14 protein-coding genes, 1 pseudogene and 1 CRISPR repeat array (1 of these 16 running past the window's edge) are annotated in these 13,941 nt (G+C 52.6%); of the genes and pseudogenes, 8 read left to right on the top strand and 7 right to left on the bottom strand.

All coding sequences use genetic code 11. The features are described from left to right. From H5U36_01795 to cas6, 7 genes and pseudogenes are all read left to right on the top strand, one after another. Window positions 1–56: pseudogene (locus tag H5U36_01795) on the top strand (CRISPR-associated endonuclease Cas3''); it begins 271 nt to the left of the window's first position. Further along, window positions 44–1,786 (top strand): CRISPR-associated helicase Cas3', encoded by a 1,743-nt coding sequence (gene cas3, locus H5U36_01790; GenBank protein ID MBC7216914.1) that lies wholly within the window; start codon window positions 44–46, stop codon window positions 1,784–1,786. Before H5U36_01795 ends, cas3 begins: the two are co-directional and overlap by 13 nt. A 329-nt stretch (window positions 1,787–2,115) precedes the next feature. Then, window positions 2,116–2,775, top strand: coding sequence for a hypothetical protein (locus H5U36_01785; protein ID MBC7216913.1), 660 nt, complete (start codon window positions 2,116–2,118; stop codon window positions 2,773–2,775). Between the two features lie 73 nt (window positions 2,776–2,848). Next, window positions 2,849–3,346 carry a CRISPR-associated protein Cas4 gene (gene cas4 / locus H5U36_01780; protein MBC7216912.1) on the top strand — a complete coding sequence of 166 codons (498 nt, stop codon included), beginning with the start codon at window positions 2,849–2,851 and terminating at the stop codon, window positions 3,344–3,346. Window positions 3,347–3,364: 18 nt separating this feature from the next. Beyond that, a complete protein-coding gene (cas1b, locus tag H5U36_01775; protein ID MBC7216911.1) occupies window positions 3,365–4,360 on the top strand; it encodes a type I-B CRISPR-associated endonuclease Cas1 in 996 nt (331 codons plus the stop codon). A gap of 27 nt (window positions 4,361–4,387) precedes the next feature. Next, window positions 4,388–4,651 (top strand): CRISPR-associated endonuclease Cas2, encoded by a 264-nt coding sequence (gene cas2, locus H5U36_01770; protein ID MBC7216910.1) that lies wholly within the window; start codon window positions 4,388–4,390, stop codon window positions 4,649–4,651. A gap of 203 nt (window positions 4,652–4,854) precedes the next feature. Beyond that, a CRISPR array of direct repeats spans window positions 4,855–5,355; the repeat unit is 30 nt; unit sequence GTTTGTAGCCTACCTATGAGGGATTGAAAC. Window positions 5,356–5,588: 233 nt separating this feature from the next. After that, window positions 5,589–6,341: a CRISPR-associated endoribonuclease Cas6 gene (gene cas6 / locus H5U36_01765; protein ID MBC7216909.1), complete on the top strand. Its 753-nt coding sequence runs from the start codon at window positions 5,589–5,591 to the stop codon at window positions 6,339–6,341. 127 nt (window positions 6,342–6,468) lie between these two features. Here cas6 and H5U36_01760 read toward each other — a convergent pair whose 3' ends face one another. Continuing rightward, entirely contained in the window at window positions 6,469–6,621 is a 153-nt protein-coding gene (locus H5U36_01760) for a hypothetical protein (GenBank protein MBC7216908.1), read from the bottom strand. Between the two features lie 589 nt (window positions 6,622–7,210). Here H5U36_01760 and H5U36_01755 point away from each other — a divergent pair. Continuing rightward, the gene (locus H5U36_01755; protein MBC7216907.1) at window positions 7,211–7,639 is read left to right on the top strand and encodes a hypothetical protein; all 429 of its coding nucleotides are present in this window, start codon (window positions 7,211–7,213) and stop codon (window positions 7,637–7,639) included. A 2-nt stretch (window positions 7,640–7,641) separates the two neighbouring features. Here the strand turns inward: H5U36_01755 and H5U36_01750 are convergent, their stop codons facing one another. The 6 genes from H5U36_01750 to H5U36_01725 form a co-directional block, all read right to left on the bottom strand. Beyond that, a complete protein-coding gene (locus H5U36_01750) occupies window positions 7,642–8,493 on the bottom strand; it encodes a carbohydrate ABC transporter permease (protein MBC7216906.1) in 852 nt (283 codons plus the stop codon). Window positions 8,494–8,505: 12 nt separating this feature from the next. Continuing rightward, a complete protein-coding gene (locus H5U36_01745; GenBank protein ID MBC7216905.1) occupies window positions 8,506–9,441 on the bottom strand; it encodes a sugar ABC transporter permease in 936 nt (311 codons plus the stop codon). Further along, entirely contained in the window at window positions 9,431–10,684 is a 1,254-nt protein-coding gene (locus H5U36_01740) for an extracellular solute-binding protein (protein ID MBC7216904.1), read from the bottom strand. The genes H5U36_01745 and H5U36_01740 overlap by 11 nt, the downstream gene beginning before the upstream one ends. Before the next feature lie 15 nt (window positions 10,685–10,699). Beyond that, a complete protein-coding gene (locus tag H5U36_01735; protein ID MBC7216903.1) occupies window positions 10,700–11,737 on the bottom strand; it encodes a Gfo/Idh/MocA family oxidoreductase in 1,038 nt (345 codons plus the stop codon). Window positions 11,738–11,746: 9 nt separating this feature from the next. Further along, window positions 11,747–13,021 (bottom strand): DegT/DnrJ/EryC1/StrS family aminotransferase, encoded by a 1,275-nt coding sequence (locus tag H5U36_01730; GenBank protein ID MBC7216902.1) that lies wholly within the window; start codon window positions 13,019–13,021, stop codon window positions 11,747–11,749. A 12-nt stretch (window positions 13,022–13,033) separates the two neighbouring features. Further along, on the bottom strand, window positions 13,034–13,941 hold a 908-nt coding region (locus H5U36_01725; GenBank protein ID MBC7216901.1), incomplete at its 5' end, for a hypothetical protein.

Here is a 13,941-nt window from a genome sequence, read left to right as displayed (position 1 = left end):
GAAATTACTCCAACGCGTTGGGATGGAGGAATTGCCGACATGCATGGAACTTCTAAAATCTGTGCAGTTTCTGCTAAAAGAATCGCCGGCGGCGATGCTGGACGATAGGAGAGTGACTCCAGGCAAAACGCTGCGAGGCATTTTCCAGAACCTACACCCATATGAGTTTGCCCAAGTTAAAGCCGTGCTCCATCTGGCGGACTGGCTGGTTTCAGCTAAGGAGCCCGACTCCTCCACGCTATTCTTGGATGGTGGAAAATCAAAGATTGAGTCAAATATTCGTCAGCGCGAAGCAGAAAGCGGGTTCTTGCTTCATGACTTTCAACGACGCGCCGCCGCAAGCCCTGCCGATGTGCTGTGGCTTCGAGCCCCCACCGGTACAGGCAAGACCGAAGCACTACTTCTCTGGGCAGGCGACACGGAGCGCCTACTTTACCTCCTACCCACGCAAGCCACCGTGAATGCGATGTGGAAGCGGCTGCGTCGAATTTATGGCGATGGCCGCGTAGCACTGGCACATGGACGGGCAAGCTATATGTTACGCAGGGAGTCGGACGAGGATCCGCTGGATACGCGCCTGTTTGGTTCGGTCTTTGCCAAACCTGCGACGGTGGCAACACTGGACCAGTACCTTTTGGCGCACCTCAACGGTCGCCATTGGGAAGAGCGCCGGAGCCTTTCGCAGCGGGCGGCACTCATTTTGGACGAAATCCATGCTTATGAGCCCTATACACTAGGACTTCTGGTTGAAGCTCTGGAACGAGAAATGCCTTCCCGGCTCGCGCTGGCAAGCGCCACGCTCCCACCTGCGCTATTGGCCCTTTTCCCTAAGGGTGAGCTCATTGAGGCCGAGGACCCATTGTGGCGACGCGCCCGCCATCGCTTGGTGCTTCAAGATGGCTCGGTGCAAGAGGGCTTGCCGGCAGCCATTGCCTATGCTCGCGAAGGCAAGACGGTACTCATTGTTGCCAATACTATTGGCGATGCCCAATCGCTTTACCGGACGCTTCGGGATGAGTTCGGTTGGGAACGCCGCTATTTGCTGCATGCCCGCTTCATCTTCCGTGATCGGCAGGCCAAAGAGGCACAGGTGGAGAAGCCTCGGTCTGGTACGATTTTCATTGCCACGCAGGTGGTTGAGGTTAGCCTCGACATCTCCTATGATGTGCTGATGACCGAAGTCGCGCCTATTGATGCCTTAGTGCAACGCATGGGGCGAGTAAATCGTCGTGGCGAAAAATCCTTGGCTCCAGTCGTTGTGTATCGCCAGTGGTCCAAGGGTACCCAAAGGGTCTATGGCAGAGAGATACTCGAGTTGAGCCTAAGACTTTTGGAAAGTCTGCCAGAAACGCCAACTGACCGTGAGCTTGCTGACGCTACTTATAAGCTCTATGATCACGTGATGGCTTCGGAAGAGTGGAAGCGAGAGTTTCAGGAAGGACGCCAAACGTTGAAGGAAGTGCAACAAATCTTGGGTTGCTACACTATTAACCTCTCGGATGAAGATATGCGAGAACGTTTCACCGCCCGCCGAGGTCAAGTATCGGTGGAGGTGTTGCCTGCCACATTTGTGCAGGAAGCTTACGAACTAAAACAGCGTGGGGAAGGTTGGCGGTTGCCGGAATTATTGGTTCCTGTGCCGGTATATTGGCTAAGACGGAGCGATTTCTTCACACCTATAGAAGATTTGCGCTGTATTCAGACATCGCTGGAATACAGCTCGGAGCTAGGGTTGATTGCACCCACGATGGAGCAAACAGTAGTTGGATATGACTTCATTGATTAACGCTGCAGGCTTCACAAGCTTGGGTCGGCATGCATCGGATTGACCACTTCGAAATGCAAGGAGTACTGTATTACCCTTTTCGTCGGGAGTGAATTGTCGGTGTCTTACACCCAACCCTTAGCCAAATCGGGTGAGCTAGTGATTACGTTATCTGAGCATTCCCGTCAAGTTGCCATTTATATCCGTGCTGTAGCAGAAGCATACTGGGATCACTGGTGTCGCCTGATTGGTCATAAACAGGCAGAGCGGTTTCGGGTAAGTCTTTACTGTTGCTGCCCTTGCTCACGACTTAGGTAAAATCGGAGCATTGCGGGGTAGGAGCGATTTAGATGTGCGTGCTTATAGCCACGCAGGCGGTGGAAGTTTCACTAGATGTGAGTTTTGATACCATCTTTACGGAAGTTGCTCCCGTTGACGACTTACTGCAGCGCTTTGGGCGAGTGAATCGTTATGGTGAGCATCCTGAAGGTGTTGAAGTCCATGTGGCACGGGTGTTTGATGCTGAGCGACTGCGGTACGTTTATGAGTTGGAGCGCTTGCAAGCTACTCTGGAGAGTGCTCCTTCTGACGGTGAGCGATTAACGATGGAAATCGCTACTGAATGGGTGCGGCAAGTATATAGGGATGGTTGGACAACCAGGGAACGCAGGCGGTTTGAACAAGCGAGAAGTGCTTTTCGGAATGTTCTTCAAGCCCTGCGTCCACTGAATCATGTACCTGAAGGCGAAGAGCAATTCTGCAACATGTTTCAAAGCAGCGAAGTGTTGCCCTACTGTCTTTGTACGGAGTATAGAACGCATTGTGCTGCAAGGCAGTATCTGTTAGCAACGCAACTGCTGGTGCCCATCCCATCCGGTACTTTCTGGATGCTGAAAAGTGCGGGTAGACTTACACTCCTTGAGGACGGCACGATTTTGGCAGATGTTACGTATGACCCTGAATTAGGTTTGTTGCCTGGAGAAGTTGATTTGGACGCCACACTTATTTGAGAGCATCGAGAGTGGGAAGGTGAGTGGGTATAAGGGACTAAGGCTTATCCCTTGATGCGAGAGGTACACCTCTATGTCACAACCAGTTATTGGTAGCTTTGTTCACGCGTATCTTATTTGCTCCCGTAAAGTTTGGCTCATGTCCCATCAAATATGCCCGGACGAAAGCCATGAACTCCTTCGGATTGGGAGACTCGTTCAAGATCAGGCCTATGCCCGCGAGCACAAAGAGGTTCGCATTGAGCATTTGGCTCTGGACCTTGTTTGTCGCGCGGGAAAGAACTTCGTGGTGGCCGAAGTCAAAAAGAGTTCCCGTGCCCTCGAAGCAGCAAAGATGCAGTTGGCCTTCTATCTCTATGAGCTCAAACACATGGGTATTCATGCTGAAGGCGAACTTCTTTTCCCCGAGGAGAAAAGGCGAGAATCCGTGGTATTAACTTTGGAGTTGGAAGAAAAGGTGGAGGCAATAAAGCAGGAAATACTTCAGGTTACATCTCAGCCACTACCGCCCCCACCTGTCCGTAACCGTTACTGCAATAAGTGTGCTTACGCAGAGTTCTGTTGGGCTTAGCGCGAGGTGGGAGTTCCTTTGGAGAAGACTCTTTACCTATTCTCAAGTGGCAGGCTCCAACGCAAGGATAATACCATCTGTGTGGAGACCGAGGGGGGCAAAAGGTATTTTCCCATCGAGAGTGTTCGGGACATCTATGTCTTCGGGGAAGTGGATCTCAATAAGAAACTTCTGGAATTCCTGGAAGAGAAAGAGATTATCCTTCACTTTTTCGGCTATTATGGAAACTACGTTGGAAGCTTTTATCCCCGAGAGCACTATGATTCCGGTTATCTCATCCTCAAGCAAGCAGAGCACTACTTAGACCCCGTTTTACGTTTAGGGTTAGCTCGTAAATTCGTGGAAGGGGCTTTGGCCAACATGCTTCAGGTCTTGCGTTACTACCAGACACGGGGTAAAGAGCTCCAATCCTTTATAGACACCATTTCTTCTTTCCTTGAGGAAGCTCTCCCACGTTGTGTCGATGTGGAGGAGCCCATGGCTGTAGAGGGGAATGCTCGAAAGTGCTATTATGAAAGTTTCAACATCATACTGGCAGATACACCTTTCACAATGGAAAGAAGAAGCAAACATCCACCGGCTGATCCTCTCAATGCTTTGATAAGCTTTGGAAACTCTCTGGTGTATACCAAAATCCTCACCGAGATATACAGGACGCACCTCGATCCCCGCATTGGATACTTACATGCCACTAACTTCCGCCGTTTCACGCTAAATTTAGACTTGGCAGAAATCTTTAAACCCATATACGCAGACCGAGTTCTCTTCTCTTTAATAGGGAGAAAGATGATAGACGTGGAAGACTTTGAAAACAAGGGTGGAATCTGTCTTTTGAGAGAAAGAGGGCGTCGCCTTTACGTCCAGGAGCTTGAGGGAAAACTTCAGAGCACCTTTTACCACCGACGTCTTAAGCGTAACGTGAGTTACCAGACACTCATGCGCCTGGAGCTGTATAAGCTGGAGAAGCATCTTATAGGGGAGCAAACCTATGAACCCTTCGTCAGTCGATGGTAAGTTCATCTCCGTGGGTGTCGACCCGTTATGTACGTTATCCTGGTTTATGACGTCGATGTAGCCCGGGTGGGCAAGGTGCTAAAAGTAGCCCGCCGTTATCTTACCTGGATACAGAATTCGGTTTTAGAGGGGGAACTAACCGAGGCTTCCTTCAAGGCGTTGCAAAAAGAATTAAACCGCGTGATAAACCCAAAGGAGGACTCGGTGCTCTTTTACATCCTTGGTAGTCAGAGATATATCCGCAGAGAACTTCTGGGAGTTCAAAAAGGCGGGGAAAAGTGGATTTTTTGAACCTGTGAAGAGTATAGGCATCCTCTGAACAGATTGTCGTCGACCTCCGGTAGCGCAAAAACCCCTGGAGGTCGACGACACTTCAGAAAATTTTCCTCCAGGGCTTGACAGAGGAAAAAAGACGTGGTTTTATGAACATAAGAGGACCTTGGCAAGTGAATAGCGGCTCTGTAAGGAATCCTTATTTTAAGTCTATCGAACGGGTTTGTAGCCTACCTATGAGGGATTGAAACCCTCTCTCAGTTTGGGGTTTAAGGGGCGAAGCCCCGTTTGTAGCCTACCTATGAGGGATTGAAACAGTCTCAGCTTGAGCAGATTCATTTCCACAGTCTGGGCATGTTTGTAGCCTACCTATGAGGGATTGAAACGTATTTGATTTCGTCCTTTGTAAATGCGGCAAATATCGTTTGTAGCCTACCTATGAGGGATTGAAACAGTTCAGGTTGAGGTCGGGGATGATTTCCGAGGTATCGTTTGTAGCCTACCTATGAGGGATTGAAACCTTATTGGCCAATCGTGGAATGCTTCCTGGAGCTCCTCCTGTTTGTAGCCTACCTATGAGGGATTGAAACAGGAAGAACACCGGGATGATCTGAATTGGCCTTGCCGTTTGTAGCCTACCTATGAGGGATTGAAACCTGCTCATAGGTTCCCATGACCTTGACGTCCACAGCGTTTGTAGCCTACCTATGAGGGGCCTAAAAGACGGGAATTAGGAATTGGGGATTGGGGATTGGGGATCTGTACACCGAAGCTAAATCCCATTGGTCATTTTCTAACCCCTGTCCCTTGTTGCCTACCCATGGGGGATTGAGGCTTTATCCATGACCTCGAGGTGTCTACCTCTGAGTCGCCCTGGCTGCGTGGGATGTCAAAGCGGTGCCCTTCTATCGGAAGCATGAAGATTTATACCTTAGAATGAACCGGAGGAGCTTCGGTGAGACTGAAGCTTAGGCTTACCTCGGTTAACTCAAAAGCAATTTCCCTTCCCATTCACTACAATAGCGCGGTTCAGGGCTTCATATACAGCAATCTCGATGAGGCCGTTGCTCATCGGTTCCACAATGAGGGATTTTCCCTGGGCAAAAGGTCCTTCCACCTTTTCACCTTTAGCCGGCTTATTGGTCAGTACCGCATAAGTGGTGGAAGGATTTTATTTACAGGACCGGTTGAGCTCTACGTTGGCTCGGTTTGTGAGGAGCTCCTGCACTCTCTGGCGGTGCACCTTCTGACGAAAGAATCTGTCCGGATAGGAACGGAATTCTGTAGGCTCCTTGCTCTCGAGGTGGAAGAGACACCTCCTTATGCTCGTCCTGTCCTTGTCAGGGCGCTTTCTCCCATTACCGTTTACAGCACCTTAGTCGCCGGTGACGGTCGTAAGAAGACTTACTACTACGACCCCATGGAAAAAGAGTGGGAGGGTCAGGTTCTTGCCTCCCTTTTTCGAAAAGCCAAAGCACTGGGTTGGGAAGAAGAAAGGCTAAAAATGCTTGAGGACGCGCGGATTCAACCCAAAAAGGTGGGAAAGAAAGACCTGTGCATCGTGAAGTACCGGAGCACGGTAATCAAGGGCTGGACCGGCCTGTATGAGCTTGACCTTCCCGAGTCCTTTTTCTTTCTGGCGTACGACTCAGGACTCGGTTCCAAGAATCCTCAGGGATTTGGTATGGTGAAAGTGGTGGACGGGTAATTGCTATTCCCAGACATCACCTTCTATTATTCCCCGGAAGAGGTCTTCATCCCTTTGAACTTCGGATCCGTCAAAAGCCAGTTCCCCATACAGGAGTTCTTCGTAGCAGGAGTTGCAGAGATAAGCTCTATGGTGCTCTTCCATCCACCGCACGGGTATCCACCCCCCACCGTTCGCAGAGAAATGAAGCTTCTGCACACTCCTCCGGTTTGAATCCCATCGTGCAGGCCTTTTCCTTCGCATCCCACTTGTTGCAGAAAAAGCAAGCATTTCGAGCCAAATCCAAACCCTCCTTGAAGGGCAAAATATCCCAGATGCTCTGTAGAAAGAGTACCACAAAAAATTGCCGCTTTGTAGCCTTCTTGATTCTTAGGACTCTGAGAGACAGTGGTTGGGGAAATTTCTGTAGTCTTGCAGTCGTGAGAAAACAGAGAGCGCTCATTTTCTAAGGGCCCCTTGGGGAAGAGATTTTTCTCTTCTCCAGAATTGGTTCTTTCGTTATCCTTGTGGTTCCTGTACGGCCTTTGGACCTTTGCCACGAGATCGTGGTTTTTACCTTCAGCAGCCCCCTTTTCTCTTAAGGTGTAAGCCTGTTTTGCTTGCGGTAGCAGAAAAGCCTTTCATTCCCTAAAGATACACAGAGGAAAGCGTTGCGGACCTCGTGTTTTGCTTGGTGGAGTGCCTCTTTTTTCTCCTCCAAGGCGGAAGATTACCTCGCTTGCAGCAACCGGAAAAGAAGAGGGGAAAGTTCCCACAGTGGCTGGAAGAAAGCACCCTTGCAAGGACAAGAAATTTTCCGGCTTCCCCCTCACTGCCACTTTTTGACACCCCCATTGGTTACCATTGTTCCAAAACGGGGAGGTAATACCATGCGGATGCGGTGGATACGGGGATGTGCGGTGCTTGTGGTGCTTGTGGTCACTTTGTTTTCCCTTGCCGGGTGTGGTACCACTCCTTCAGTTGGTTCGGGGGTTTCTCTTGAAATTCGAGTGCTTGGAGTGACTGCTTATACGGCGAGAATTCAAATGACTTTTGCCAACCGGAGCTCTGCCACGTTCTATCCTATGCGCTATACGGGGAAAGGGGAGGAATGTTCTCTCTGGAGCGGTACCTGCGCCACCGTGGAAATGTCGATACCGATTGATGGGAATCCTCTTCTGCCTGGGGAAGTGCGCTCGGTTACCGGAGAAGTACTCATCGGCAACAATTACACACGGGTGCGATGGATAGAAATCGTTATTGAAGGACGCCTGGGTAGCTCCTGGATTACGGTCAGCTCGAACAGGGTGTACTTCTGAGTCTACCCTTTCACCGCTCCCGAGAGGAGTCCACCGATGATGTACTTCTGGAAAAAGAGGGCGATGAATACGGGTGGAAGGCTTGCCAACACCCCTCCTGTGGCCATCATGCCAAAATCGATGGAGTGCCGACCGGAAAATTCGGCAATGGCCACGGGGACGGTTTTGCTCTGTGGAGTTGAGGTGAGGATGAGGGCGATGAAGAATTCCTCCCAGGACATGAGGAAGGCAAAAAGAAGGGTGGCTACGATGCCGGGAAGGCAAAGGGGGAGGATAACCCGGAAGAGAGTCTGGAGATGAGTGCAACCGTCGATTTTAGCGGCGTCCTCAAGGTCTCGGGGAATGGTGTCAAAGTACGTTCGCATCATCCAGATGACGAAGGGGACAAGAATTGCTGAGTACACGAGGATGAGAGCTTCCCTTGTGTCGAGCATCTGGACCTTGCTGAACATCTGGTAGAGGGGGATGATGACGGCGATTGGGGGAAGCATGTAGGAGAAAAGAAGGACGAAGAGGACCTTTTCCTTTCCTGGGAAGCGGAGGCGGGAAAAGGCGTAGGCTGCAAGGACCCCAAGGGCGACGCAGATGAGGGTTACAAAGGCTGCAACGTAGATGCTGTTCAGCATGATTTTCCGGAACTCGCTCTCTGGTCCCGAGCCAAAAAGGATGCTGGCGTATCGGGAAAAGGAAGGATTCTCGGGAATGAAGCGGAGGGGGATGCGCAAGAGGTCCTTGAGGTCGGCAATGCTTGAGATGAAAAGCCAAAGAGGTGGAGCAAGGAGAACCCCTGCAAGGAGGAGGGAAAAGACCCCGATAATGATTCCCCGTACAATTCGCATTCTTCGAAGACCCATGGCGTATCCTCCTCAATACTCGATTTGCCGTTTCATGGTCTGGGTGTAGAGGTAGGCAAGTAAAGCCACGATGAGGGTGATGATGTACGAGAGGGCGGCGCCTCGGCTGAAGTGGAGGAATTTGAAAGCCTCCTGGTAGGTGAGGAAAGAGATGACCTTTGTGGCGTTGGCCGGTCCTCCCTGGGTCATGACGTAGACGATGTCGAAAACACGAAAGGCATCAAGAGTCCGAAGGACAAGAACAACGGTTATCGTGGGCCCAAGGAGGGGAAGAGTAATTTTCCAGAGTGTTCGGAACCACCCGGCCCCATCGACGTAGGCGGCCTCGTAGAGTTCTCGGGGGATGGTCTGGAGTCCGGCAAGGAGAAGGAGTGCCACAAGGGGGGTGACTTTCCATACGTCGGCCACGATGACGCAGTGCATGGCGCTCCAGGGTTTCGTAAGCCAGGGCTGGTACTTCTCGATGATGCCAAGTTGGGTCAAAAGGGCGTTGAAAACCCCATAGTTGGCGTTGAAAATCCACTTCCACATTATGGCGTCTACGGTAATCGGTAAAGCCCAGGGGAGAAGGAGGAGGCTCCGCAGAACCCCCCGTCCTTTGAACTTCTCATTAAGAAGAAGGGCGATGAAAAGGCCAATGACCATCTCGATGGCGATGGAAACCACGGTGAAGTACGCCGTGCGTCCCACGGAGCTCCAGAAGTAGCTGCTTTTGAGAATATCCACGTAGTTTGCAAGGCCCACGAAAGGAGTTCCTGCGCCTTTCCTCGTGAGGTCGACCTGGAAGAGGCTGAGGTAGAAGGAGAGCCCCATGGGGTAGAAGAGGATAAGACCGATGAAGACAAAGGAAGGGAGTATAAGGGTCCAGGCAAAGGCGATTTCTTTTTTCCGGAGGAGTCCCCCTCCGGGGGGTCTTCCGGAGGGGGAGATTTTCTGCCTACTTCGCATACCGCTCCATGACCTCTTTGGCTCGGGCTACTGCGTCGTCCATGGCCTGTTTGGGAGTTTTCGCGCCGGTGAGGGCAGCCTGGAGTTCCTCGCTCAGGATGAGCGAGAACTGGGAGTACCAGGGAACCTGGGGACGGTCAAAGATGTAGTGGATTTGCTCTTTGGCCACTTTGACGAGTTCGGGTTGCTGAGCAATGAGTTCCGGGTCATCGTAAAGGGATTTCCAGATGGGAAGCGCATTCTGGCTGTACTTTTTCTGGACCTCTTTGCTTGCTAAGTACCGGACGTACTCCCAGGCCTCATCAGGATGCTGGCTTGAGGTGAGGATGCTCAGGCCCATGCCCCCGTTACAGGTGGCGCTCCGCCGACCATCAGGAAACCCGGGGATGAGGGCGATGACGGCATTCCCGGCGATTTGGGATTCCTGGGGGTCATTCGCCAGGTTGTACATGTACGTCCAGTTGAGCCCGAAGGCGGCTTGTCCGGCGGAGAAAACTCGCCGCACTTCCTCGTAGAAGGACTCGATGCAGGCGGGGTTGAAGAGGCCCTCGTTCATGTGGTCCACCATGAACTGCAAAGCCTCGAGAGGTTTCCCCTGGTTCATGACGGGGTTGCCGGCCTCGTCAAAGGGTGCTCCACCCATGGCGTAGACGTACTGGAGCCACTGAATGACCACCGCTTCCCCCTGGCCCCAGGCGTCGATGATGGGGTACTCCACGATACCCTTTTCCTTGAGCTTTCGGGAAATGTCGATGACCTCTGTCCAGAAGCTCGGTGGCTGTGCCCCTACGTCCTCGAGCATCTTCTTGTTGTAGAAGAAGTACTCCCAGTCGTTGAGCCAGGGCATGCCGTAGAGGCGTCCCTTGTAGGTTACGGAGGAAAGAACCTCTGGGAAGATATCGGCCCGGTCTTCTTCGGGGAGCCGGTCGGTGACGTCAAGGAGCCATCCCGCTTCGGCGAATTCTGCCGGCCAGATGCAGTCAAGGAGAATCACGTCGTATGTACCTGCTCCACTTGCGGCGGCAACGACGATTTTGTCGTGGAGCTCTTCGTAGGCCACAAAGGAGAGCTTCACGTCGATGTCCGGGCGGATTTTGAGGAATTCTTCGGTCATTGCCCGGATATCGCTTTCCTGGTACCCTGCTTGCTTCATGAAAAGCCCGCTGATTTCCACTTTCCCGAAAGCAGAAGCACCAAGGAGCACAAGACTCACAAGGACAAGAACACCCAGAAGTTTTTTCACCGGTATCCCTCCCTTTCATACCGCTTCGGCTCTCTTTGTTTTGGCCGAGCGGTAGATTGCCGAAATGACCTTCATGTTCCGAACCCCGATTTCGGCGGCTATCCGTGGCTTCTCTCCGCCGAGAATCCATTCGCTCATGGCATCCACCTCTTGGGCGTAAAGGGGCTTTGGGGAGAGCTCGAGTTTCTGCCAGCCCGAGGAGGTTCGTTTCTGTAGGGCATCGTACGTTCTTTTCTCTTCCGAAAAGTAGTACCAGACCTCCCCACCTGGGTCCTGGCCTATGGTGCCCTGGGCAAAGATGGCTCCTTTGGTTCCGTAGATTTCGAGAAGATTCCGTCCCGCCTCATCCGGAATGTTGAAGAAGTTGTCCACGAAACCCTGTGCTCCGTTTTTGAACTTGAGAAGGACGGTACTTGTGTCCTCCACCTCATACGAGTGGGTGATGGTGTCGAGGAATCCAAAGACTTCCCGGATCTCTCCGAAGAACCACTCGAGAAGATCGATGCAGTGGCAGCCCATATCCATCAAAGCTCCACCACCCCCGGTGGCTTTTTTCTGCCGCCAGGCCCCAGGAATGGGAGGATAGAAGCAGGTGAGCTGGGCTCGGGCAAAAACCGGTTGCCCAATTTTTCCCTCCTCGATGAACGCTTTGATTCTCTCGTGGTATACATTGTACCGCATCATGAAGGCCACACCGAATTTCAGGTTTTTCTTCTCGGCAAGGGCAAGGAGCTCTTCGGCTTCTTCAACTCGAAGACTCAGGGGTTTCTCACAGAGAACATGTTTCCCCGCTTCTAAGGCTTCCTTGGCCTGGACAAAGTGGAAAGCCACAGGGGAGGCAATGTAAACAGCATCGAGGTCCTCTTTGAGGAGGTCTGTGACGGTGGTGTACGTTTTGGTGATGCCGAATTCTCGGGCCTGGGATCGGAGGGCTTCTTCATCCACATCCATGAGGGCGACGATTTCACTTTTTTTCGCAAAGCGCAAAACCTCTGGAATGGTCCGCCGCTTCGCGATGCCACCAGAACCGATGACACCCCATCGGACGAGCATTTTGGCCTCCTATCGCTTGAAGTGCCGGTAGACTTTCTCAAAAGCGGCAATCATGAGTTCCACGTGGTGGTCTTCGTACACCGGGTGAGCAGGGAAACAGAACGTTCGCTCCTCAAGCCAGGCGGCGTTTGGGCAGTGGACCTTGTGGTACTCGACGCTCTCGGGATTCGTGTACTCCTTCGACCGGAAGGGGAATTTGGCCCTTCCGAAACCATTGTGCTTGAGGAAGGCCTCTTCCCGGTACATCTGGGGCCAGAGGACCGGAGCCACAGGGACGCCTTCAGCTTCAATGGCCTGCCAGAATTCCTTGATGGAGCAGCGGATGCGCTCAATATCAAGGACGATGGGGAAGAGCCAGAAGGAGATGTACTTCCCCTCTTTTCGGTGGGGTGGAAGGTAGAGCACCGCCTCGTGCCCTGTAAAGTAAGAGAGGAGTTTCTCTCCAATGGCTACCCGGCGTGGTTTGTTCCAGCTCTCGAAACGCTCAAGCTCACAGAGGCCGATGATGGACTGGATTTCCGTCATCCGGTAGTTGAAGCCCACCCGTTCATGGATGTAGAAGAGCTTCCGCTCAAGTTCCAGAAGTCTGAGTCTTTCCTTGACGTTGAACCCGTGGTCCCGGAAGGATTTGGCGCGCCAGAAGATGTCCTCATCATTTGTGACCACACAGCCCCCTTCGCCGCCGGTCGTGAAGTGCTTCGACTGGCAGAAGCTGAAAGCCCCGGCATGACCGATACTTCCCACCTTTTTCCCCTTGTACTCGCTCCCGTGGGCCTGGGCGCAGTCCTCGATGACAAAGAGATTGTGAGCTTTCGCAATGGCCATGATTTCGTCCATATCGCAGGGGATGCCATAGAGGTGCACCGGAAGAATTGCCCGGGTTCGGGGAGTGATTTTCCGTTCCACATCCTGGGGGTCGAGAGTATGGGTTTCTCTCCGAACATCGGCAAAGACTGGAATGGCCCCTGCCTGGAGGACACAGAATGCCGAGGCGATGAAGGAGTAGGAAGGTACGATGACTTCGTCCCCCGGTCCAATCTCGCAGGCAGCCAGGGCAGTGTGGAGGGCTGAGGTTCCGTTGGTCGTCGAGACCCCGAATTTGCATCCGCAGTATGCTGCCCACTTTTCCTCGAATTCCACCCCCTTTGTCCCCGTCCAGTAGTTCACAAGCCCCGTTTCCAGGGGCTTGAGGGCCTCCTTCTTCGTTTTCTCCGAGAAAGAAGGCCACATGGGAAAAGGGGTACTGTTGAGAGGCTTCCCTCCAAAAATCGCCAGGGTTTCCATTCTTTCCCCTCCTTAGGCCATGTGGATTTCCACATTCTCCGCCACACCTCCAAGGAGTGTGTAATCTCCAGGAAGGGTCTGGAGAATGGATGCCGGAACGAGAGGAGTCACCGGTCCATGGGCAGCAAGGCGGGCGATGAAACGCTGCCAGCTCACTCCACCCCCTATGTACCCGTCAAGCCAGAAACTCCGCCACTTGGCCTGGACGATTTGGGCCGGACCGATGGTGGCCGCTTTGGGGGGCACCAAGGACCAATCACCGCTAAAGGAGTGGAGGGCATTCTGCATGATGGTCATGGGGTGGAGCTCCACAATCCGGGGACCGGCTTTCTTGAAGGCCTCGAGATCATCCCCAAACTCAAAGCCAAGATGAGCCTCCCAAAAAGCGATATGCCCACACCAGCCCACGCCTCCGTAGCAGCAGTCCGCTCCCCCAAGGTCTGCAATCATTTTGGCGTAGTCGGGAAGAACGTCTTTGGTGGGGAAGTGGATGTTCTTTTCTGGGGGACGAAGCTTTGGATCAATGCGCCCGAAGAAGTTCTCCCACATCGCCCGCTGGAACGACCCGGGCCAGTCAAAGGGAGCGGTATTCCCTTCCTCGTCGGCGTATTCATCCATGTTGAAGGTATACACATGGTCCATGGGAATACGAAGCTTATTGATCATTTCTGCAGCGATGGGGTACTGGGGCACCGGACCCACAGGGAGAATGAGGACAAGCTTCTCCCCCCTTTCCCGCGCCTCCACAATACGGGTCACAATATCCAGGGCAAACTGGAAGTAGAAGTCGTTCTTTTCCTCGATGATACGGATGTGGAAGTCCAGATTCGGGTGCTTCGTGATTTCCTCTTTCGTGATTTTCCGCACCCGCTCACACGCCTCCCGGTCCTGAAAGGGAATGAACTTGGCTAAAGAATAGG

Source organism: Candidatus Caldatribacterium sp. (genome assembly GCA_014359405.1).
In the GTDB taxonomy this organism is placed as follows: domain Bacteria; phylum Atribacterota; class Atribacteria; order Atribacterales; family Caldatribacteriaceae; genus Caldatribacterium; species Caldatribacterium oleiphilum.
The sequence above is the reverse complement of the archived record's forward strand: the minus strand, read 5'-3'. Positions and strand labels throughout refer to the sequence as shown.